At 75.2% G+C, this 19,567-nt stretch carries 19 protein-coding genes, 1 tRNA gene and 1 pseudogene; 10 read left to right on the top strand and 11 right to left on the bottom strand.

Annotated features, from left to right (window positions below):
* Together KCH_RS42555 and KCH_RS16860 are read right to left on the bottom strand one after the other, a co-directional pair.
* Window positions 1-364, bottom strand: a pseudogene (locus KCH_RS42555) (hypothetical protein); the annotation flags it as partial.
* Window positions 365-398: 34 nt separating this feature from the next.
* The gene (locus tag KCH_RS16860) at window positions 399-1,073 is read right to left on the bottom strand and encodes an RNA polymerase sigma factor (RefSeq protein WP_341865381.1); all 675 of its coding nucleotides are present in this window, start codon (window positions 1,071-1,073) and stop codon (window positions 399-401) included.
* A 321-nt stretch (window positions 1,074-1,394) separates the two neighbouring features.
* On the opposite strand from KCH_RS16860, the gene KCH_RS16865 reads away from it, so the two are divergent.
* The 3 genes from KCH_RS16865 to KCH_RS16875 are packed head-to-tail and all read left to right on the top strand — an operon-like array spanning window position 1,395 to window position 3,632.
* Complete coding sequence (locus KCH_RS16865; RefSeq protein ID WP_035863916.1) at window positions 1,395-2,084, top strand: DUF4304 domain-containing protein; 690 nt, start codon at window positions 1,395-1,397, stop codon at window positions 2,082-2,084.
* 58 nt (window positions 2,085-2,142) lie between these two features.
* A complete protein-coding gene (locus tag KCH_RS16870; RefSeq protein ID WP_051653146.1) occupies window positions 2,143-2,880 on the top strand; it encodes a tyrosine-protein phosphatase in 738 nt (245 codons plus the stop codon).
* 56 nt (window positions 2,881-2,936) lie between these two features.
* On the top strand, window positions 2,937-3,632 hold the full coding sequence (locus KCH_RS16875; RefSeq protein WP_035863919.1) for a class I SAM-dependent DNA methyltransferase: 696 nt from the start codon (window positions 2,937-2,939) through the stop codon (window positions 3,630-3,632).
* A 190-nt stretch (window positions 3,633-3,822) separates the two neighbouring features.
* On the opposite strand, the gene KCH_RS16880 is transcribed toward KCH_RS16875, so the two are convergent.
* Window positions 3,823-4,317 carry an NUDIX domain-containing protein gene (locus KCH_RS16880; protein WP_035863921.1) on the bottom strand — a complete coding sequence of 165 codons (495 nt, stop codon included), beginning with the start codon at window positions 4,315-4,317 and terminating at the stop codon, window positions 3,823-3,825.
* 63 nt (window positions 4,318-4,380) lie between these two features.
* Window positions 4,381-4,659 carry a hypothetical protein gene (locus tag KCH_RS16885; protein ID WP_035863923.1) on the bottom strand — a complete coding sequence of 93 codons (279 nt, stop codon included), beginning with the start codon at window positions 4,657-4,659 and terminating at the stop codon, window positions 4,381-4,383.
* Between the two features lie 118 nt (window positions 4,660-4,777).
* On the opposite strand from KCH_RS16885, the gene KCH_RS16890 reads away from it, so the two are divergent.
* Complete coding sequence (locus KCH_RS16890; protein ID WP_051653147.1) at window positions 4,778-7,225, top strand: lysylphosphatidylglycerol synthase transmembrane domain-containing protein; 2,448 nt, start codon at window positions 4,778-4,780, stop codon at window positions 7,223-7,225.
* Between the two features lie 11 nt (window positions 7,226-7,236).
* On the opposite strand, the gene KCH_RS16895 is transcribed toward KCH_RS16890, so the two are convergent.
* Entirely contained in the window at window positions 7,237-7,464 is a 228-nt protein-coding gene (locus KCH_RS16895) for a hypothetical protein (protein ID WP_035863925.1), read from the bottom strand.
* Between the two features lie 109 nt (window positions 7,465-7,573).
* Between KCH_RS16895 and KCH_RS16900 the strand changes: the two genes are divergently transcribed.
* On the top strand, window positions 7,574-9,127 hold the full coding sequence (locus tag KCH_RS16900) for an ATP-dependent DNA ligase (RefSeq protein WP_035863926.1): 1,554 nt from the start codon (window positions 7,574-7,576) through the stop codon (window positions 9,125-9,127).
* A gap of 3 nt (window positions 9,128-9,130) precedes the next feature.
* Here KCH_RS16900 and KCH_RS16905 read toward each other — a convergent pair whose 3' ends face one another.
* From KCH_RS16905 to KCH_RS16915, 3 genes are read right to left on the bottom strand one after another with little or no spacing between them, the layout of a single operon-like run.
* Window positions 9,131-9,943, bottom strand: coding sequence for an ABC transporter ATP-binding protein (locus KCH_RS16905; protein WP_035863928.1), 813 nt, complete (start codon window positions 9,941-9,943; stop codon window positions 9,131-9,133).
* A 57-nt stretch (window positions 9,944-10,000) separates the two neighbouring features.
* Window positions 10,001-11,053 carry a FecCD family ABC transporter permease gene (locus tag KCH_RS16910; RefSeq protein WP_084223682.1) on the bottom strand — a complete coding sequence of 351 codons (1,053 nt, stop codon included), beginning with the start codon at window positions 11,051-11,053 and terminating at the stop codon, window positions 10,001-10,003.
* Window positions 11,050-12,081, bottom strand: a complete 1,032-nt coding sequence (locus KCH_RS16915) for a FecCD family ABC transporter permease (RefSeq protein ID WP_035863932.1) — start codon at window positions 12,079-12,081, stop codon at window positions 11,050-11,052. The genes KCH_RS16910 and KCH_RS16915 overlap by 4 nt, the downstream gene beginning before the upstream one ends.
* A gap of 168 nt (window positions 12,082-12,249) precedes the next feature.
* Here KCH_RS16915 and KCH_RS16920 point away from each other — a divergent pair, with 168 nt between their 5' ends.
* The 5 genes from KCH_RS16920 to KCH_RS16940 all read left to right on the top strand — a co-directional run bounded on the left by KCH_RS16920 (window position 12,250) and on the right by KCH_RS16940 (window position 16,768).
* Window positions 12,250-13,293 (top strand): ABC transporter substrate-binding protein, encoded by a 1,044-nt coding sequence (locus tag KCH_RS16920; RefSeq protein ID WP_035863934.1) that lies wholly within the window; start codon window positions 12,250-12,252, stop codon window positions 13,291-13,293.
* A gap of 11 nt (window positions 13,294-13,304) precedes the next feature.
* Window positions 13,305-14,159, top strand: coding sequence for a siderophore-interacting protein (locus tag KCH_RS16925; RefSeq protein ID WP_035863935.1), 855 nt, complete (start codon window positions 13,305-13,307; stop codon window positions 14,157-14,159).
* A gap of 186 nt (window positions 14,160-14,345) precedes the next feature.
* Window positions 14,346-14,948 carry a superoxide dismutase gene (locus KCH_RS16930; protein WP_035863936.1) on the top strand — a complete coding sequence of 201 codons (603 nt, stop codon included), beginning with the start codon at window positions 14,346-14,348 and terminating at the stop codon, window positions 14,946-14,948.
* 77 nt (window positions 14,949-15,025) lie between these two features.
* Window positions 15,026-15,931 (top strand): RNA polymerase sigma factor SigJ, encoded by a 906-nt coding sequence (gene sigJ, locus KCH_RS16935; protein ID WP_035863938.1) that lies wholly within the window; start codon window positions 15,026-15,028, stop codon window positions 15,929-15,931.
* Between the two features lie 54 nt (window positions 15,932-15,985).
* Window positions 15,986-16,768 carry an SDR family oxidoreductase gene (locus KCH_RS16940; protein WP_035863940.1) on the top strand — a complete coding sequence of 261 codons (783 nt, stop codon included), beginning with the start codon at window positions 15,986-15,988 and terminating at the stop codon, window positions 16,766-16,768.
* 91 nt (window positions 16,769-16,859) lie between these two features.
* Here KCH_RS16940 and KCH_RS16945 read toward each other — a convergent pair.
* From KCH_RS16945 to KCH_RS16955, 3 genes are all read right to left on the bottom strand, one after another.
* A tRNA-Thr gene (locus tag KCH_RS16945) sits at window positions 16,860-16,936 on the bottom strand.
* A 108-nt stretch (window positions 16,937-17,044) separates the two neighbouring features.
* Window positions 17,045-17,692, bottom strand: coding sequence for a leucine efflux protein LeuE (gene leuE / locus KCH_RS16950; protein ID WP_035863942.1), 648 nt, complete (start codon window positions 17,690-17,692; stop codon window positions 17,045-17,047).
* A gap of 127 nt (window positions 17,693-17,819) precedes the next feature.
* Window positions 17,820-19,415 carry an alpha/beta hydrolase gene (locus tag KCH_RS16955; RefSeq protein WP_035863944.1) on the bottom strand — a complete coding sequence of 532 codons (1,596 nt, stop codon included), beginning with the start codon at window positions 19,413-19,415 and terminating at the stop codon, window positions 17,820-17,822.
* Window positions 19,416-19,567: the final 152 nt, after the last annotated feature.

Here is a 19,567-nt window from a genome sequence, read left to right on the forward strand (position 1 = left end):
CCGTCCCGGCGGCGACGGCGACCCCGCCGACGGCGGTCACGCCCAGCGCGACGGCCATGGCCTTCGCGCTGAGGGCGCGCGCGAGCGCGGTGTCCGCCATCTTTCGTCTCCGGTGCGTGCTGGGGGCAGGCTGGCGACGAGCCTGCCGGAACGCGGCCACGGCCCCCTCTTCGCCGGGCAGCGGGCCGTCGTCCGCCGTCCCGGTCGCCGCAGCGGCGGCGAGCAGGGCTGCGAGCTCGGGCCGCCCTGGCGCGGGCTGCTGCCCGGCGGAGGGGTCCGGACCGGCCTCCGGGCCGACCGTGGCGCCGCCGAGCAACTGCTCGGCGGCGGCGCGATCGATCCGGCGGGATCGGTTGGTGCTCATCTCATGTCCTTCAGCGTCGGCACCTGCGCCGGTGTCACACCCTGCGCGGAGATTTTTTTCCCGGCGCCCGGCGGGGCACCCCGGCGGCCGCTCCCCCGGTCTGTTCCAGCGCCTTGGCGAGCCGCCGCAGCCCCCGGTGCGCGGCCATCCGGACGCTCCCGGCGCGCTTGCCCAGCACCTTGGCGGCGCTCTCCGCGTCCAGCCCGAGCACCACCCGCAGCAGCACGGCCTCGGCCTGGTCGGGCGGCAGCGAGGCGATCAGCGCGAGCGCGTCGGCGGTGGCGACGGTGTCCATCGCCTGGCCCGCGGTGTCCTCGGCGGCGGCCAGCTCGGCCAGGTACTCGACCGGCAGGTCGGCGACCGGGCGGCGGCGCAGCCGGCGCAGGTGGTCCATGGCCCGGTTGCGGGCGATGGTGGCGGCCCAGCCGCGGAAGCCGTCCGCGTCGCCGCGGAAGCCCGGCAGGTCGCGGGCGATCTGCAGCCACGCCTCGGACGCGATGTCCTCGGCGTCCTCGGCCTTGCCGCCGACCAGCACCCGCAGGTAGCGCAGCAGCCCGGGCTGGACGGCCCGGAACAGGACCCGGAACGCCTCCTCGTCTCCGTCCTGGGCGGCCCGGACGGCCGCGGCGAGATCGCCCCGGCGGCCCGGCGCGTTCGGCCGACCGCGCCGGTCGCCGTCGTCCGCCCCGTGATGTTCAGCACTGTGCACCCGCCACATGATGCGCCATCAGGGTGGCCCGGCCCAGCCGCGGGGCGGGTCGCGGGCGGTGACGGAGCGGTGGCCGCCCGGTGTGGGCCCGGGTGCCGCCGGGTGTGCGGGCGGTGCAGGGCCCGGCGGGCGCCGGCCCCGGGACCAAGGCCCCGGACCGGCCCGACCTTGGTCCCGGCGGGCGCTGTCGTTCGCCTGCGGATTCACCCCGCTCCCCCGCCATACCGTGCAAAAGAGGGACATTCCCTCCCACGTCCGGAACGCGGCGGCCTCCCGCCCGCCGCCGTCCCGGCAGCACGGGCAAGGAGACCGGGAGACGCCATGAGCACCGCCCAGGAGCTGTACACGACGGGGATCCGCGAGCACTTCGCGCCCGCCCTGCGCGCCCTCGGGTTCCGGGGCTGGCGGCACTCGTTCTCGCTGCCGGACCGCGACCGGTGGGCGGTGCTCGGCGTGCACGCGGTCCGCTCCGACGGGCGGGTCCGGTACACCGTCAACCTCTCCGTCACCGACAAGGCCGCCTGGGACCGGCGGCGGATCCGCCCCGACGCCAACGACCCGACCGGCCTGGAGCGCTGGCACGCCCCGATCGGCGAGGTGATGCCGGTCGGCGGCGAGGTCTGGTGGGAGGTCGTCCCCGGGCCGCGCTGGCTGGTGGCGGTCGAGGACTCGGTGGCCGCCGTCCGCGGCTACGCGCTGCCCGAACTCCGCCGCCGGCTCCGCCCCGAGGACCGCGGGCCGTACCTGCTGCCGGCCGCCCTGGACGGCGTCAACAACGCCCTCGCGATCGCCGGCGTCGCCCGCATCCAGCGCGCCGAACTCGCCGACGGCATCCTCGAGTTGCGTGGTGCGTGGAGCCGCCACGACCCGGCCGCCCGACAGGTCCTGGCGGGCGCCGCGCGCGGCTTCCTGTCCGCCCGCGACCACCGGTTCCGGCTGGTCCGGGTGCTCGACACCCTCGACCGCCCGCTGTGGGAGTTCCCAGCGGGGAACCAGGACGGGGCCGGCTGAGTCCCAGTCAGTGCCGGCCCGGGAGCGCGCCGGCACTGAACGCACCGGGGGGAAGCACATGACGGGAACGGCCGGCACAGCCGTCACGACCGCCGCCGCACTGCACGAGCAGCGCCGGCTCGACTGGGACGGCTGCCTGAACGTCCGCGACCTGGGCGGCCTGCCCACCCGCGACGGACGGCATACCCGCACCGGCGCGGTCGTCCGCGCCGACAACCTCGACCGGCTCACCGCCGAGGGCCAGAACTCGCTGCTCGACTACGGCGTGCGCACCGTCGTCGACCTGCGCGACGCCGTCGAGTACCGGCCGCTGCTGCCCGCCCCCGACGCCGTCGACCTGGTCCGGGTGCCGCTGGACGCGCTGGCCGGCTCCGCCTGGTGGGCCCGGTTCGGCGGCCTCGACGGCACCCCGCTGTCCTTCCGCCCCTACCTCGACCACTGCCGGGACGCCGTCGCCGAACTGGTCCACGCCGTCGCCGTCGCCCGGCCCGGCGCGGTCGTGGTGCACTGCGGCGCCGGCCGCGACCGCACCGGCCTGGCCGCCCTCCTCCTGCTCGCCCTCGCCGGCGTCGAGCCCGCCGCGATCGCCGAGGACTACCTGCTGTCCGCGGCGAACCTGCGGCCGCTGTGGACCATCCTCGACCGCCCCGACGAGGAGGCCGGCATCGCCCGCGTGCTGGCCGCCGCCGGCACCACCGCCGAGCAGGCCGTGCACCAGGTGCTCGCCGAGTTCGACGCCCCCGACTGGCTGCCCGCCGACGACGTCGCCGCCGTCCGGGCCCGGCTGCTCACCTGACCGGCGGCCCGTTAATCGCTCGCGTCCCGCTCGGGGCGCGAACGATACTGCGCCGCATGGTGGACTTCTCCCTGTTCGACACCCGCGGCTATCCGACCGTCGACGTCCGCACCGGCTACGCCGGGTGGGTCGACAACTACGAGCAGACCGTCCAGGACGCGATGGACGTCGATGTCCTGGCCCGGCTCACCGTCCCCGACTGGTCCGCCGCCACGGCCGCCGTCGACCTCGGCTGCGGCACCGGCCGCACCGGCGCCTGGCTGCGCGGACGCGGCGTCGGCGCGGTCGACGGCGTCGACCTCACTCCCGAGATGCTGGCCCGCGCCCGCACCCGTGGCGCCCACCGCACCCTCACCGAGGGCGACCTCGCCGCGACCGGCCTGCCCACCGCCGGGTACGACCTGGCGGCCTGCTCCCTGGTCGACGAGCACCTCGCCGACCTCGGCCCGCTCTACCGCGAGGCCCACCGCCTGGTCCGCCCCGGCGGCCTGTTCGTCCTGGTCGGCCTCCACCCCGCCTTCATCATGGCTGCCGGCATGCCCACCCACTACGACGGCCCGGACGGCCCCGTCGCCATCACCACCCACGTCCACCTGGTCAGCGACCACCTCACCGCGGGCCTCGCCGCGGGCTGGCAGCTCGCCGAGATGCGCGAACAGGTCGTCGGCGAGGAATGGATCGCCCTCAAGCCCAAGTGGTCCCGCCACCGCGGCCAACCGGTCTCCGCGGCCTACGTCTGGCGGGCATGCTGACGGAGGGCGCACAACCAGGGGCGCGGGGAACTGCGCGAGCAGGGAGCGCACGTCGGCGAGGTCGCGATCACGTGCAACCCACTGCCCGCGACACGTCCTGGCGGTGGGGCGCCTCCCGCTCCGCGCAGTTCCCCGCGCCCCCGCTCTCGCAGCCCTCCGCGGGTCAGCACCCCGAGCAGCCCTCCGCGGGTCAGAACCCCGAGTTGGGCGCCGTCACCACCCGCGCCCGCCCGTCCGCCCTGGCGGCCAGCCCGGCCTCCAGCCGCAGCGCCCGGGCCGGCCCGAGCAGGGCCATCGCCTCGGGGACGGTCGCCCACCGGTAGGCGTCGAGTTCGCCGGCCGGCAGGGTGATCGGGGTGTCGGCCGGGAAGACGCCGAGGTCGAAGAGGAAGTGGCAGGCGGGGTGGCCGAGTTCGCCGCTGGGGTGGGTCCAGGCGACGGCCAGCAGGTCGCCCGCCTCGCGGCGCAGTCCGGTCTCCTCGTGGAGTTCGCGGGTGGCGCACTGCTGCGCGTTCTCGCCGAGGTCGACGGTGCCGCCGACGAACTGCCAGGCGTCCCGGTAGCCGGCCTTGACGATCAGGACCCGTCCGTCGGGGTCGGTGATCAGGCAGCCCGCGGCGGCGTACACGCGGTGCAGGGAGGCCAGCCAGTCCTCACGGGTCGCGAACTCGGGGGCGTCGGCCATCGGACTCCTTCGACGGGGGCGGGCGGGGGCGTGCGGCCCAACTCTCCCACCCCCGTCAAGGATTCAGTGCGCCGAGTGGCGTTCCGCGCCGCGGTGCCGGTGGCCGGGCAGTTCGGTGTGCGCGGCGGCCCCGTCGGCCGGGCCCGCCATCGCGGGCTCGCGCCGGCCGCCGTGGCTGAACGCGACGTCGCCGGGGTAGCCGCCGCTCTGCGCGGCGTGCGCGGTGTCGGTGTGCAACTGCGGCGCGAGGGGCGCCGGGTCGGCCTCCATGGTGCGGCTCTGCAGCACCTCCTGGCTGCCGTTGCGGAGCCTGGTCGTCCTGCCGGTCGATCGCTCGGTCATCGCCGACCTCCCTTCATGGGCCCGATATGCCCATTATCGACCCGTATCCGCCGCACCGGCCCGAACTCCCTTTGCCGAAAGGCCAGCTCAGGACCCCGCCGGTGTGGGACCATGCCGCGTGGCCACGGTGATACAAGCCGACGAATCCCAGGAACCGCGCACGGCACAGCCCACCCCGCGCGGCGGGCACGCGGACCGGGTCCGGCACCCGGCCGCCCTGCTCCGGCTGGTCTCCGGGCTGTGCTGGATCGCCCTGGTACTGCTGCTGGCCGGCTACGCCCGCTCCGCCGCGCTCGGCCTGGACACCGACGTCTCGCGCGGCACCGAACTGCTGCCCTGGCCGCCCGTCAAGCTCGCCGCGGCGCTGTGCGGCGCCGCGCTGCTGCTGGTCCCGCTGGGCTACGCCGTCGACCGACTGCTGCACGCCGACGGCCGCCGGGTCGCCGACGGCGTCCTCGCGGCCGTCCTCGCCTACGGCCTCTCGCTGGCGCTGGACCTGCTGGCCGGCGACCTGACCACGCTGACCCACCCGCTGCCCGGCGGCGGCCGCACCGACCCGGTGTACGGGCACCTCGCGCCGGTGGTGGCGTTCATGACCGCGATCGGCACCGCCGGGATGCGCCGCTGGCGCACCGCGCTGGCCGTCGCCCTGACGCTGTCCGGCCTGTCCGGCCTGATCACCGGGTACGCCACCCCGCTGTCCCTGCTGCTCTCGCTGCTGCTCGGCTGGACCACCGCGCACGCCACCCGGTACGCCGTCGGCGAGCCGGTCGGCACGCCCACCGAGGGCCAGATCGGCGCCGCGCTGGCCGCCTGCGGGGTGCGCACCGACGCCGTCCTCGCGGTCGGACCGACCCGCTACCTGGTCACCCAGCACGGCGGCCGCCCCGACCTGGACGTCCACCTGCTCGACCGGCACGTCCAGGCCAGCGGGCTGCTCGGCCACCTGTGGCTGGCGCTCCGGCTGCGCACCGCCCCCCGCCCGCTCGGCCTGCGCCCGCTGCGCGCCGGGCTGGAGCACCAGACCCTGCTCGGCCACGCCGCGGCCGCCGCGGGCACGCGCACCCGGGCCCCGGTCGCCGCCGTCGAACTGAGCCCGGACGCCGCGCTGGTCGCCTACCGGCGGATCGACGCCCGGCCGTTCGCCGAGCTCTTCGCCGAGGGAGCCGCCGACCCCGACAGCGCCCCGACCGACGGCAACGCCCCGACCGACGCGGAACTGCGCGACGCCTTGGAGCAGTTGGCGCTGCTCCAGCGCCGCCGGATCGCGCACCGCTCGCTGTCCCCGCAGACCGTGCTGCTGGACGCGGAGGGCCGGGTGCACCTGGTCGGGCTGGCCCGCGGCGAGATCGCGGCGAGCGACCTGCTGCTGCGCCTGGACGTCGCCGGCATGCTCGCCGTCCTCGCCGTGCACGCCGGGCCGGAACGGGCGGTGCGGGCCGCGATCGAGGTGCTCGGCCGGGGGCCGGTCGGCGCGGCGCTGCCGCTGCTGCAGCCGATCGCGCTGGCCCGTGACACCCGCGCCGCGCTCGCCCGGCACAAGGAGCTGGCCGGCGAGCTGCGCGCCGAGGTGCAGCGGCAGATGCCGCAGGCCACCGCCGAGCCCGTCCGGCTGGAGCGGCTGCGCCCGCGCACGCTGCTCACCGGCATCGCGGGGATCGCGGTCGGGTACGCGCTGCTGCAGTTCCTGTTCAGCAGCGAGGTCAACCCGGTGCTGCTGGTCGCCGACGCCGACCCGCTGTGGCTGGCCGGTGCGGCGCTCTGGGCCGCGGCCAGCTATCCCGTGGCGACCTTCGCGTTCAGCGGCTTCGTGCCGGAGAAGCTGTCGTTCCGCTCCACGCTGGCCGCCCAGGTGGCCGGTTCCTTCGTCAAGGTGGTCGCCCCCGGCGGCGTCGGCGGGCTGGCGCTGAACACCCGCTACCTGCAGTGCGCCGGCATCCCCACCGCGCAGGCGATGTCCAGCATCGGCGTCAGCCAGCTGTTCGGCCTGGTGCTGCACATGCTGCAGCTCGCGGTGTTCAGCGCGCTGGTCGGGGTGGACAGCGGCGGGGCCGGGGCCGAGTCCTCCTCGCTGCCCAGCGGCTGGGTGCTGTGGCTCGCCGGGGCGGCCACCGCCGTCGTCGCGGTGTCGATCGCCGCGGTGCCGTCGCTGCGGCGGCGGGCCCAGACCCTGCTGCGGCCGCTGCGCGCCGAGGTGCTGCCGCGGCTGCTCGACCTGGCCCAGCAGCCCGGCCGGCTGGCCTCCGGCGTGGCCGGGCAGCTGCTGGTGTCGATGTGCTTCGTGGTGTGCCTGTACTGCTGCACCCGTGCGGTCGGGCAGCACCCGGGCTTCAACGCCGTCGCGGTGAGTTTCCTGGCCGGCAACGCGGCCGGCAACGTGGTGCCGACGCCGGGCGGCATCGGCGGGGTGGAGAGCCTGACCGCGGGCATGCTGACGACGACCGCAGGCATGGGTTCGGGCACCGCGATCGCCGCCGTGATGCTGTACCGGCTGCTGACCTTCATCATTCCGGTGCTGCCGGGGTGGGCCGCTTTCAGCTGGCTGAAGCGCCGCCGGGCGATCTGACCGCCGCGGGGTCAGTCCCCGCGGTGGTCCTCGTCGCCCGTCGCGACCTCCCGGACCTGCTCCACCGCGTCGCCCTCGTCGGCCGGCGCCGTGCCCAGTTCGCGCTGCCGCCGCAGCACCTCCAGATCGTCCACCTCCGGCTCCACCGCCTCCCGCTCCTCCTCGACCCCTTCCAGCACGGTCGGGGTCGGCTCGTCCTTGTCCTCGGGATACTCCGGGTTCTCCGCATTCAGGCGCATACCGCAAGTATCCGGCGCAACCCCCGGGAACCGGAACCTTTCGAACGGCGGGTCTCGCATCCGGGCTCGTACGGTGGTGGACGGGGCCGTCCGGCGGAGGGTGATCGGGATGTTGGTGGCGGAGGTGGCCGGGGCGTCGGCGCGGCTGGCGGGGACGGCGGCGCGCTCGGAGAAGGTGCGGGTGCTGGCGGAGCTGTTCGGGCGGGTGTCGGCCGCGGAGGCGCCGGTGGTGGTGGCGTACCTGGCGGGCCGGCTGCCGCAGCGGAAGGTGGGCGTGGGCCCGCAGGCGCTGCGCGGGCTCCCCGCTGCCGCCGCGGGGGCGACGCTGGAGGTGCTGGAACTGGACCGCCGGCTGTCCGCGCTGGCGGCCCTCTCCGGGCCCGGCTCGCAGCGCGAACGCAAGCGCCAGGTCGACGAGTTGATGGGCCTGGCCACCGCGCAGGAGCAGCACTTCCTGCTCGGCCTGCTCTCCGGCGAGCTGCGGCAGGGGGCGCTGGACGCGGTCGCGGTGGAGGGCCTGGCGGCGGCCGTCGGCGCTCCGGCCGCGGCGGTCCGCCGGGCGCTCATGCTGTCGGGCGGGCTCGGGCCGCTGGCCGGCCGGCTGGTCGAGCACGGCCCGGCAGCGCTGGACGCCTTCCGGCTGACCGTCGGCCGCCCGGTGCAGCCGATGCTGGCGCAGAGCGCGAAGAGCGTGGACGAGGCGGTGGAGCGGCTCGGCCCGTGCGCGGTGGAGGAGAAGCTGGACGGGGTGCGGATCCAGGTGCACCGGGACGGCGAGGAGGTCCGCGTCTACACCCGGACGCTCGCCGACATCACCGCGCGGCTGCCCGAAGTGGTCGCCCTGGTCCGGGAGTTGCCACAGCCGCGGCTGGTGCTGGACGGCGAGGTGCTGGCGCTCGACGAGGAGGGGATGCCGCGGCCGTTCCAGCAGACCTCCGGCCGGGTCGGCTCGCACGTCGGCCCCGGCGCGCCGGACGGCCCCGAGGCGCCCGGCGGGGTCCGGCTGTCCGCCGTCTTCTTCGACCTGCTGCTGACCGGCGACCGGGACCTGCTGGACGCGCCCGCCGCCGAGCGGCACGCCGAACTGGCCGCGCTGGTACCGGAGTCCGCGCGGGTCCGGCACCTGCGGGTGGACGACCCGGCCGATCCGGAACAGCGGCGGCTGGCCCGCGAGTTCACCCGGGCGGCGACCGCCGAGCACCGGCACGAGGGGGTGGTGGTGAAGTCGCTGGACGCCCCGTACAGCGCGGGCCGGCGCGGCTCGTCCTGGCTGAAGGTGAAGCCCGTGCACACCCTGGACCTGGTGGTGCTGGCCGCCGAGTGGGGGCACGGGCGGCGCACCGGGCGGCTGTCGAACCTGCACCTGGGGGCGCGGCGCGCGGACGGCACGTTCGCGATGCTCGGCAAGACCTTCAAGGGCCTGACCGACAGCCTGCTGGAGTGGCAGACGGCGCGGCTGCGGGAGCTGGCGGTCCGCGAGGAGCGCTGGGGCGTGGTGGTGCGGCCGGAACTGGTGGTGGAGATCGCCTTCGACGGGGTGCAGCGCTCCAGCCGCTACCCGGACGGGGTGACGCTGCGCTTCGCCCGGGTGCTGCGCTACCGGGAGGACAAGAGCGCCGCCGAGGCGGACACCGTGGAGTCCGTGGCGGCGCTGCTCGACTGAGCCTCAACTCCTGGCGGCGGCCCGGCGGTTGGCGGCCGGGACGACCAGCGGGGTACCGGTCTCCGGGTCGGGGATCACCCGGCAGGGCAGCCGGAACACCTCCTCGACCAGCTCGGCGGTGACCACGTCCTGCGGGGCTCCGGCGGCGACCAGCCGGCCGTCCCGCAGCGCGATCAGGTGGGTGGCGTAGCGGGCGGCCTGGTTGAGGTCGTGCAGCACGGCGACCAGGGTGCGGCCCTGCTCCCGGTGCAGCCGGGCGCACAGGTCGAGGACCTCGACCTGGTGCGCGATGTCCAGGTAGGTGGTGGGCTCGTCGAGCAGCAGCAGCGGCGTCTGCTGGGCCAGCGCCATGGCGATCCAGACCCGCTGCCGCTGGCCGCCGGACAGCTCGTCCACCGGCCGCTCCGCCAGGTCCGCGACGCCGGTGTCGGCCATCGCCCCGGCCACCACCCGTTCGTCCTCGGCGGACCACTGCCGCAGCACCCCCTGGTGCGGGTAGCGGCCGCGGGAGACCAGTTCGGCGACGGTGATGCCGTCCGGCGCGATCGAGGACTGCGGCAGCAGGCCGAGCGTCCGGGCCACCTGCTTGGCGGGCAGGGTGGCGATCGACTGCCCGTCCAGCAGCACCTGACCGGCCGTCGGCTTCAGCGTCCGCGACAGCGCCCGCAGCAGGGTGGACTTGCCGCAGGCGTTCGGCCCGACCACCACGGTGAAGGAGTGGTCGGGGATGTCGACGCTCAGGCCTTCGGCGATGACGCGCTTCTCGTAGGCGAGGGTGAGCTCACGACCGGCCAGGCGGGACTCGGACTGGGCCATGGGAAGGCTCCGTTCAGGGCGGGGTGGGACGAACGGCGGCAACGGGAAAGCGCTCTCTCACAGGTGTCCGGCGCGGCGCCGGACGGCGAGCAGCCAGAGCAGGTAGCCGCCGCCGAGCACGCCGGTGACCACGCCGACCGGCAGTTGGCGGTCGCCGAACAGGTGCTGCGCGGCGAAGTCGGCGGTGACCAGCAGGGCGGCGCCGGTGCACGCGGAGGCGGCAAGGTTGGGGCCGGGCGCGCCGGTGAGCCGGCGGGCGAGTTGAGGGGCCGTCAGGGCGACGAAGTTGACCGGTCCGGCGGCGGCCGCGGCGAGGGCGGCGAGCAGCACGGCCGCGCCGAGCAGCGCGAGCCGCAGCCGCTCGGGGCGCACCCCGAGACCGCTCGCCGCGTCGTCGCCGAGTTCCAGGGCGCGCAGCGCGGGGCCGCAGCCGAGCAGGACCAGCGGCAGGAGCACGGCGAGCGCGACGGCGAGCGGCCGTGCCTGCTCCCAGCCGCGGCCGTCGAGGCTGCCGGTGAGCCAGAGCACCGCACGGGCGGCGTCCATGAGCTGGGTGCGGGTCAGCAGGTAGCCGTTGACGCCGGTGAGGATCGCGGCGGTGCCGATGCCGACCAGCACCAGCCGCGCCCCCTGGACGCCGCCGCGCCAGGCCAGCGCGTAGATCGCCGCGCCGGTGAGCAGCCCGCCGGCCACCGCGCCGCCGGCCAGCGCCTGGCTGCTGCCGCCGGCAACCACGACGAGCAGCGCGCCGGTGGAGGCGCCCTGGGTGAAACCGAGGATGTCGGGGCTGCCGAGCGGGTTGCGCACCAGGGTCTGGAACAGCGCGCCGGCCAGCGCCAGGGCGGCGCCGACCAGCAGCGCGGTGGCGACCCGGGGCAGCCGCAGCTGGTGGACGACGAAGTCCTCGGCGGGGGTGCCGTCGCCGGCCAGGGTGCGCAGCACGTCGGCGGGGGCGATCGGGTAGTCGCCGTGGCCGAGGGCGAGCACCGCCATCAGCAGGGCGACCAGCAGGGCCCCCGCGCAGGCGGCCAGCGCCCGGGGCCGGTAGCGCACCGAGAAGCGGGCGACGCGCAGCGTCCTCGGGTGCCTCGTGCGGGAGAGTGTGCTCATGCGCGGGCCTTCCCCCGTCGTGCGAAGTACAGGAAGAACGGCCCGCCGAGGACGGCCGTGACGATGCCGACCTGGAGTTCGCCGGGGCGTCCCAGCACCCGGCCGAGCACGTCGGCGCCGAGCAGCAGCACGGGGGCGAGCACCGCGCAGTACGGGAGCAGCTTCCGCAGGTCGGGGCCGGTGAGGGCGCGGACCAGGTGAGGGACCATCAGGCCGACGAAGACGATCGGCCCGCAGGCTGCGGTGGCCGCGCCGCACAGCAGCGTGACGGCGACGATCGCCGCGGCCCGGACGGTGCCGGGCCGGGCGCCGAGCGCGCGGGCCGCGTCGTCGCCGAGGGCGAGCGCGTTCAGCGGCCGGGCCAGGCCGAGGGCGAGCAGCGCGCCGACGGCGACGAACGGCAGCACCCCGAGCACCGTGGACGGCTGCGCACCGGCGAGTGAACCGACCGTCCAGAAGCGCATCTTGTCGAGCGAGGCGGTGTCCAGCAGCATCACGGCGCTGACGTACGAGTACAGGGTGGCGTTGAGTGCGGAACCGGCCAGGGCGAGCCGGGCCGGGGTGGCGCCGCGTCCGCCGCCGACGGCGTAGACCAGAACGGCGACGACGGCCGCGCCGGCCAGGGCGCACCAGACGTAGCCGGAGAAGGAACTGACGCCGAGGAAGGCGGCGGCGGAGGCGACCGCGGCGGAGGCGCCGGCGTTGATGCCGAGGAGTCCGGGGTCGGCCAGCGGGTTGCGGGTGAGGGCCTGCATGACGCCGCCGGCGAGGCCGAGGGCGGTGCCGGCGAGCAGGCCGAGCAGGGTGCGCGGCAGGCGCATCTCGTGGACGGCGGTCCAGCCGGGGGCGTTCGGGTCGACCAGTCCGTGCCAGACCTCGGCGGGGCTCAACTGCCGTGCGCCGAGGCCGAGACTGAGCACCAGGACGGCGAGCAGCACGAGCAGCCCGGCGGCCAGGCCGAGGACGTGCGGGGAGCCGCGGCGGGCGGTGGCGGGGCCGGGGGTCGGGAGGGAGCGGGTGGTGCTCAAGGGTGCTCCGGATCGGTCGGGGACTGTCGGCGCCGGGCCCGGGGGGCCCAACAGGCCAAGACTTAGGTTAGGTTAACCTATCTAGCGCCTGCTCCCGCGGTCGGCCCCGCCCCCTGCGCGCTGCCCCGAACCGCACCGAACCGCCCTGCACCGAACCGAGGTACCGCCATGCCGACTTCCTTCCGCCCGACCCGTCGCGGCCTGCTCGCCGCCGGCGGCGCCACCGCCCTCGGCGCGGTGCTCGCCGCCTGCGGCTCCTCCGGCGGCCAGGGATCCGGCAAGGCCTCCGACGGCGCGAACTCCGGTGCCGGCACCGGCTCGTGGAGCTACACCGACGACCGCGGCAAGACCGTCTCCGCCAAGTCCGTCCCGACCCGGGTGGTGGCCTTCACCGGCGCGGCCGCCGCCCTCGCCGACTTCGGCCTGGACAAGCAGCTGGTCGGCGTCTTCGGCGAGACCAAGGCCGCCGACGGCAAGGCCGACCCGCAGGCCGGCAGCCTGGACGTCGACCGGATCGAGATCCTCGGCAACGCCTGGGGCGAGTTCTCCATCGAGAAGTACGCGGCGCTGCGCCCCGAACTGCTGGTGACCCACATGTACGACCCGGACGCGTACTGGTACGTGCCGGACGAGTCCAAGGACAAGATCCTGCAGCTCGCCCCCGCGGTGCTGACCTCGACCGGCCGGGTGTCGATCAAGCAGCCGATCGAGCACTACGCCAAGCTCGCCGAGTCGCTCGGCGCGGACCTGAAGGCGCCGAAGGTCGTCGACGCCAAGACCCGCTTCGAGCAGGCCTCCGAGGCGCTGCGGCAGGCCGTCAAGGCGGCCGGCGGGATCAAGGTGATGGCCTGCTCGGGCAGCGCCGACCTGTTCTACGTCTCCAATCCGAAGGTCTCCTGCGACCTGATCTACTTCGCCGAGCTGGGCGTGGACTTCGTGCAGCCGGAGAAGACCGACGGCGGCGACTACTACGAGGGCCTGAGCTGGGAGAACGCCGGCAAGTACCCGGCGGACGTCCTGCTGCTCGACCAGCGCTCCACCGCCCTCCAGCCCAAGGACCTGGCCGCCAAGCCCGCCTGGGGGCAGCTGCCCGCGGTGAAGGCCGGGCAGATCACCCCCTGGGACGCGGTGCCGCGGTTCTCCTACGCCGGGTTCACCCCGCTGCTGGAGCGCCTGACCGCGGCCGTCCAGAAGTCCCGCAAGCTGAGCTGAGAGGCAGTCGGATGGCCGACCGGGCCCAGGAGTACGCGTTCTTCCCCGCCGAGGTGGTGCACACCCGCCGGCTCGGCCCGACCATGCTGCGGGTCACCTTCGGCGGCGCGGGCCTGACCGGCTTCGCGAGCGGCGGACGCGACCAGTCGTTCTCGCTGTTCCTGCCGCACCCGGGCCAGGCCGAACCGCTGCTCCCCTACCGGGAGGGCGAGGGCTGGTTCGCGGCCTGGCGGGCACTGCCCGCGGCCGAGCGGGCGGTGATGCGCTCGTACACCGTCCGCGCGCAGCGCACCGAACCGCCGCAGGTGGACGTGGACTTCGCGCTGCACGGCACCGACCCGGCCGACCGGGCCCCGGCCGGTCCGGCGGCCCGCTGGGCGGCGGACGCGGTGCCCGGCGACCGGGTGGTGCTGCTCGGCCCGGCCGTCGCCGACAACCGCTCGGTGGGCTTCCGCCCGCCGGAGGGCGCCGGGACGGTGCTGCTGCTGGCCGACGAGACGGCCCTGCCGGCGGTCGGCGGCATCCTGGAGTGGCTGCCGGCCGGCTCCCGGGCGCTGGTGTGGATCGAGGTGCCGGACCCGGCCGACATCCAGGACCTGTCGGGCGCGGGCGAGGTGGACGTGACCTGGCTGGTGCGCGAACCCGGCTCCCCGTCCGGTCTGCTGACGGCCCTTCGGGAGGCGGAGCTGCCCGGCGGCGACACGTACGCCTGGATCGCCGGGGAGTCCGGCACCGTCAAGGAGCTGCGCCGCCACCTGGTCGCCGAGCGCGGGCTGGACCGGCGCGCGGTGTCCTTCTCCGGCTACTGGCGGCGCGGCGCGTCCGAGGACCGGCTGCGCGAGGAGGCCTACGCCGAGCCCTCCTGACGGCGGGCGAGGAGGCCCAAGCCGAGCCCTCCTGACGGCACGTGGGGGGGGCGGCCGCGGCCCCCTGACGGCCCGTGACATGCGGCGACACCCGCCCTTAATGCCCCCTCAGTGCTCTTGCAAAAGAGTTGCAATAGGGTGGCTCTCGCAACGGATCATCCGTCGACCGAGAGGGGCTGCTCACCCATGGGTGCCTACACGCTGCCTGACCTGCCCTACGACTACTCCGCCCTGGAGCGGGCGATGTCCGCCGAAATCCTGGAGCTCCACCACTCCAAGCACCACCAGGCGTACGTCAACGGCGCCAACCTGACGCTCGAACAGCTCGCCGAGGCCCGCGACAAGGAGCAGTTCGGCTCGCTGGTCGGCCTGCAGAAGACCCTCGCCTTCAACCTGTCCGGCCACGTCCTGCACTCGCTGTTCTGGCAGAACCTCTCCCCCGAGGGCGGCGACCGCCCGGACGGCGCCCTCTCCGACGCCATCACCGAGCACTTCGGCAGCTTCGAGGCGTTCAAGCAGCAGCTCACCACCGCCACCGTCGGCGTCCAGGGCTCCGGCTGGGGCATCCTCTCCTGGGAGCCGCTCGGCCAGCGCCTGATCGTCGAGCAGGTCTACGACCACCACGGCAACGTCGGCCAGGGCACCGTCCCGCTGCTCGCCTTCGACGCCTGGGAGCACGCCTACTACCTGCAGTACAAGAACGTCCGCCCCGACTACGTCACCCGCCTCTGGGACGTCGTCAACTGGCAGGACGTCACCACCCGCTTCACCGCCGCCACTTCGGCCTGACGGCACCTGCCGCCGGGCCCCGCCGCACGGGCGGGCCCCGGCGGCGCCGCGCACCGGGCCCGCTACCGTGGGGGCCCATGGACGCGGCGCAGGAGTTCGAGACCCACCGGCGGCGACTGTTCTCGCTCGCGTACCGGATGCTCGGCTCCGCCGCCGAGGCCGAGGACGCCGTGCAGGACGCCTACCTGCGCTGGCACGGGGCGCAGCCGGGGCAGATCGCGGCTCCCGGGCCGTGGCTGAACAAGGTGCTCACCAACCTGTGCCTGAACCGCCTCACCTCCGCCCGGGCCCGCCGCGAGGAGTACCCGGGCACCTGGCTGCCCGAGCCGGTCGCCACCGGCGACGGCGCCCTCGGGCCGATGGAGCACGCCGAGCAGCGCGAGGCGGTGTCCTTCGCCGTCCTCACCCTGATGGAGCGGCTCACCCCGCCCGAGCGGGCCGCGGTCGTGCTGCGCGACGCGTTCGCCTACAGCCACCGCGAGATCGCCGGCGTCCTGGACTGCACCGAGGCCGCCGCCCGGCAGCTCTACCACCGCGGCCACCGGCACCTGACCGACGACACCCCGCAGCCCGCGCCCGACCCGGCGCAGAACGCGGCCCTGCTCCAGCGCTTCCTGTCCGCCGCGGCCGACGGCGCCCTGGACCGGCTCGAACAACTCCTCGCCGAACAGGTCGTGGTGTGGGCGGACGGCGGCGGCAAGGTCCGCGCCGCGCTGCGCCCGGTGGTCGGCCGCGACAACGCCGCGCGCTTCCTCGCCGGACTGTTCGCCCGCTTCACCGGCGGCGTCCGGTTCTCGGTCGCCGAGGCCAACGGGCTGCCGGCGGTGCTCGGTTGGGAGGGCGACCGGCTCACCTCGCTGGGCGCGATCGACGCCGGCCCGGACGGCGTCACCACCGTCCGGATCCTCCGCAACCCCGACAAGCTCGCCCACTACGAGGCCCGCCACCGCCCGCCGCTCCAGCCGCTGTCACAGATCGGCTGACCGCCCGGTTCCTTCCTGTGCGACCCCGCACCGACCTCTCCGGAAGGAACCCCCATGAACGACCGCACGCTGCTGGTGACCGGCGCGACCGGCGTACTCGGCCGCGAAGTCCTGCGCCGGGCGCACGAAACCGGCTGCACCGTCCGCGCCCTGACCCGCCGCACCGCACCGCCCGACGTCCCCGGCGCGGCCGGCACCGACTGGCGCACCGGCGACCTGACCGCCAACACCGGACTGGACGCGGCGCTGATCGGCGTCGACACGGTGATCCACTGCGCCAGCGACCCCAGGCGGCCCCAGCACGACCTGCCGGCCCTCCGCCACCTGCTCGACGCGGCCCGCCGGGCCGGCGTCCGACACGTCGTCAACATCTCCATCGTCGGCGTCGACCGGGTCCCGATGCGCTACTACCGCATCAAACTGGCGGGCGAGCAGCTGCTCGCGGCGTCCGGCCTCGGCTGGACCAACCTCCGCGCCACCCAGTTCCCCCAGCTCCTCGACGGCATGCTCACCGCCCTCGCCCGCCTCCCCGTCGTCCCGATGCTCGCCGGCACCCCCGTCCAGCCGGTCCACCCCGCCGAGGTCGCCGACCGCCTGGTCACCCTCGCCCTCGGCCAACCCGCCGGGCACGCACCGGACTTCGGCGGCCCCGAGATCCACCCCGCCACCGAACTCGCCGCGAGCTGGCTCCGCGCCACCCACCGCCCGCGACGCGTCCTCCCCCTCCACCTCCCCGGCCGCCTCGGCACCGCCCTCCGCCACGGCCACCTCACCACCCCCACCCACCCCCACGGCACCACCACCTGGACCGACTACCTCACCACCCGCCCCACCTGACCCCCACCGCGGCCGCCCCACTCCCGCAGGCGCGGCCCCCTCCACCCCAAAAACAAGAAAACCCCAGGTCAGAAAACTGACCTGGGGTTCATGGAGCCGCCTGCGGGATTCGAACCCGCGACCTACGCATTACGAGTGCGTTGCTCTGGCCAACTGAGCTAAGGCGGCACCGCTGCCGGGTGTGACCGGGCTGGTGGGCCCAGGGTCGCATTGGCAACGCGGGTCAGTCTACACAGTTTCCGGGGGTGGTCCGTACGCGGTGGTGGGGCGGGTGGGTCAGGCGGAGGAGATGGCGAGTTTCGCGGCGAAGCCGGCGAAGAGGACGGCGACGGAGGAGGTGAGGCCGGCGGAGAGGCGCTTGCGGCGGCGGAAGGCGTTGGCGAGCGAGGTGCCGGTGAAGATCAGGAGGGAGAGGTAGAGGAAGGAGAAGGTCTGCAGGACGCCGCCGAGGAGGGCGAAGGAGAGGGCGGGGGCACCGTAGGAGGTGTCGACGAACTGGGTGAAGAAGGAGAGCAGGAAGAGGATCGCCTTGGGGTTGAGCAGGCTTATGACCAGCGCGCGGCGGAACGGCCGCTCGGTGTCCTCGAGTTCGGCGGGGTCGGCGGCCACGGCGGTCGCCCGCTCGCGCCACATCTGCCGGGCGGCCCGCAGCATGCCGAGGCCGATCCAGAGCAGGTAGGCCGCGCCGCCGAACTTGACGACGGCGAAGACGGCGGGGTTGGCCCGCAGCAGGGAGGCCGCGCCGAGGGAGGTGAGGCTGATCAGGGTGAGGTCGCCGAGGAAGACGCCGCAGGCGGCGCGGTAGCCGGTGCGGACGCCCTTGCGGGCGGCGACGGAGAGCACGTAGAGGGAGTTGGGGCCGGGCAGCAGGACGATGACCAGTGCGCCGAGGACGTAGGTGGTCAGGTCGTGGACTCCGAGCACTGCGGTCTCCAAGGGGGTCCGGGGTCCGGGTGGTGGGAACGCCGAAGGGGCTGCGCCATGCTAGCGCCAGCCCCTTCACGCACAAACACTCCTGACAGCAGCGTCCGCCATCCGGACATCGGCGGAGTCAGTCCTTGCAGACCTTCCCGTTCTCGGGTGCCGCCCCGCCGAGCAGGTAGCGGTTCACCGCCTCGTCGACGCAGGCGTTGTGCCGCCCGTACGCGGTGTGCCCGTCGCCCTCGTAGGTGAGCAGCCGCCCGGCCTCCAGCTGCCCGGCCAGGGACTTGGCCCAGGCGTAGGGGGTGGCGGGGTCGCGGGTGGTGCCGACCACGACGATCGGGGCGGAGCCGGCGGCGCGGACGGTGTGCGGGGCGCCGGTGGCCTTGACCGGCCAGTACGCGCAGCCGAGCGCCATCCAGGCCATGTCGCGGCCGAAGTGCGGCGCGGCCTTCTCGAACGACGGGACGGCCGCGGCGACCGCCGCCGGGTCGGCGAACGAGGCGGGCAGGTCGACGCAGTTGACGGCCATGTTGGCGTACATCAGGTTGTCGTAGCTGCCGTCCTCGGAGCGGCTGTAGTACTCGTCGGCGAGCTGCAGCAGCCCGCTGCCGTTGCCGGCCTGGGCGGTGGCCAGGGCGGTGCGCAGGTGCGGCCAGAGCGCCTCGGCGTACATCGCCTCGGCGACACCGGTGAGCGCCTGGGCCTCGGTGAGCGGCCGGTTGGTGTCGGTGGGCAGCGGCTGCGCGTCGATCTTCTTGAACAGTGCGGCGAGCTTGTCGCCGGCCTCCTGCTCGGTGCGGCCGACCGGGCAGTCCTCGCGCTTGACGCAGTCCTTGGCGAACGCCGTCCACGCGGTCTCGAAGCCGCCGGCCTGGGTGAGGTTGCCGGTGACGGAGTCCAGCGACGGGTCCATCGCGCCGTCCAGCACCATCTTCCCGACCTTGCTCGGGAACAGTCCGGCGTAGGTGGCACCGAGGAAGGTGCCGTACGACTTCCCGACGTAGGCGAGCTTCTGGTCGCCGACCAGGGCCCGCAGCACGTCCATGTCCCGGGCCGCCTCGACGGTGGAGACGTGGCCGAGCAGTTCGCCGGCCTTGGCCGAGCAGCCCGCCGCGAACTCCTTGTCGACGGCCACCAGGGCGTCGATCTCGGACTGGTCGTCGGGGGTGATGTCGGTGGCGGCGTAGGCGTCCATCCGCTCGCCGGTCAGGCAGGTGATCGGCGCGGACTTGCCGACCCCGCGCGGGTCGAAGCCGACCAGGTCGAAACCGGCCCGCACGTTGGCGTCGTAGCGGGACGCGACGCTCTGCACGTAGTCGACCGCCGAGCCGCCGGGGCCGCCCGGGTTGAGCAGCAGCGAGCCCTGCCGGTGTGCCTTGTCGGTGGCGGGCTTGCGGATCGCGGACAGCTCGATGTCGTGGCCGTCGCCGGGGTGGGCGTAGTCCAGCGGCACCTTGAACGAGGTGCACTCGAAGTCCGCCCCGCACGCCTTCCAGCTCAGCTGCTGGGCGTAGTAGGGGGCGAGCCCGGCCGGCTGGTCGGTGGGCAGCGGCTCCAGCGGGGTGACGCCGGCCGGCACCGGGGCCTGGCCGGCCGCCGAGCCGCCGGGCGTGCCGCTCGCCGCGGGTGCCGGGCCGCCCGAGGTGCAGCCCGCCAGCAGCAGGGACGCGGCGGCGGCCAGCGCCGCGGCGGGCAGGAGCCGGCGGGGCCGGGCGAAGCTCATGAACGTGGGTCCTCTCCCCTGGAGACGGGCCGACGGACCGGCCCTCCCGGACGTCGCCGGAAGGCCGAGCCTAGCGGCCGGTGCCGCCACTCCCGGGCCTCCGCCCGCCCGCCACTCCGCCCGGCCGATCATCACACCGCCAGCAGCGCCGC

The organism is Kitasatospora cheerisanensis KCTC 2395, from assembly GCF_000696185.1.
In the GTDB taxonomy this organism is placed as follows: Bacteria; Actinomycetota; Actinomycetes; order Streptomycetales; family Streptomycetaceae; genus Kitasatospora; species Kitasatospora cheerisanensis.

Bases quoted from the DNA above. Each gene is read 5' to 3' on its own strand.
- KCH_RS16905 (WP_035863928.1), bottom strand. From the start codon at position 9,943: ATGGCCCAGTCCGAGTCCCGCCTGGCCGGTCGTGAGCTCACCCTCGCC.
- KCH_RS16910 (WP_084223682.1), bottom strand. From the start codon at position 11,053: ATGAGCACACTCTCCCGCACGAGGCACCCGAGGACGCTGCGCGTCGCC.
- KCH_RS16900 (WP_035863926.1), top strand. From the start codon at position 7,574: ATGTTGGTGGCGGAGGTGGCCGGGGCGTCGGCGCGGCTGGCGGGGACG.
- KCH_RS16875 (WP_035863919.1), top strand. From the start codon at position 2,937: ATGGTGGACTTCTCCCTGTTCGACACCCGCGGCTATCCGACCGTCGAC.
- KCH_RS16885 (WP_035863923.1), bottom strand. From the start codon at position 4,659: ATGACCGAGCGATCGACCGGCAGGACGACCAGGCTCCGCAACGGCAGC.
- KCH_RS16955 (WP_035863944.1), bottom strand. From the start codon at position 19,415: ATGAGCTTCGCCCGGCCCCGCCGGCTCCTGCCCGCCGCGGCGCTGGCC.
- KCH_RS16940 (WP_035863940.1), top strand. From the start codon at position 15,986: ATGAACGACCGCACGCTGCTGGTGACCGGCGCGACCGGCGTACTCGGC.
- KCH_RS16870 (WP_051653146.1), top strand. From the start codon at position 2,143: ATGACGGGAACGGCCGGCACAGCCGTCACGACCGCCGCCGCACTGCAC.
- KCH_RS16920 (WP_035863934.1), top strand. From the start codon at position 12,250: ATGCCGACTTCCTTCCGCCCGACCCGTCGCGGCCTGCTCGCCGCCGGC.
- KCH_RS16930 (WP_035863936.1), top strand. From the start codon at position 14,346: ATGGGTGCCTACACGCTGCCTGACCTGCCCTACGACTACTCCGCCCTG.
- KCH_RS16925 (WP_035863935.1), top strand. From the start codon at position 13,305: ATGGCCGACCGGGCCCAGGAGTACGCGTTCTTCCCCGCCGAGGTGGTG.
- KCH_RS16895 (WP_035863925.1), bottom strand. From the start codon at position 7,464: ATGCGCCTGAATGCGGAGAACCCGGAGTATCCCGAGGACAAGGACGAG.
- KCH_RS16865 (WP_035863916.1), top strand. From the start codon at position 1,395: ATGAGCACCGCCCAGGAGCTGTACACGACGGGGATCCGCGAGCACTTC.
- sigJ (WP_035863938.1), top strand. From the start codon at position 15,026: ATGGACGCGGCGCAGGAGTTCGAGACCCACCGGCGGCGACTGTTCTCG.
- KCH_RS16880 (WP_035863921.1), bottom strand. From the start codon at position 4,317: ATGGCCGACGCCCCCGAGTTCGCGACCCGTGAGGACTGGCTGGCCTCC.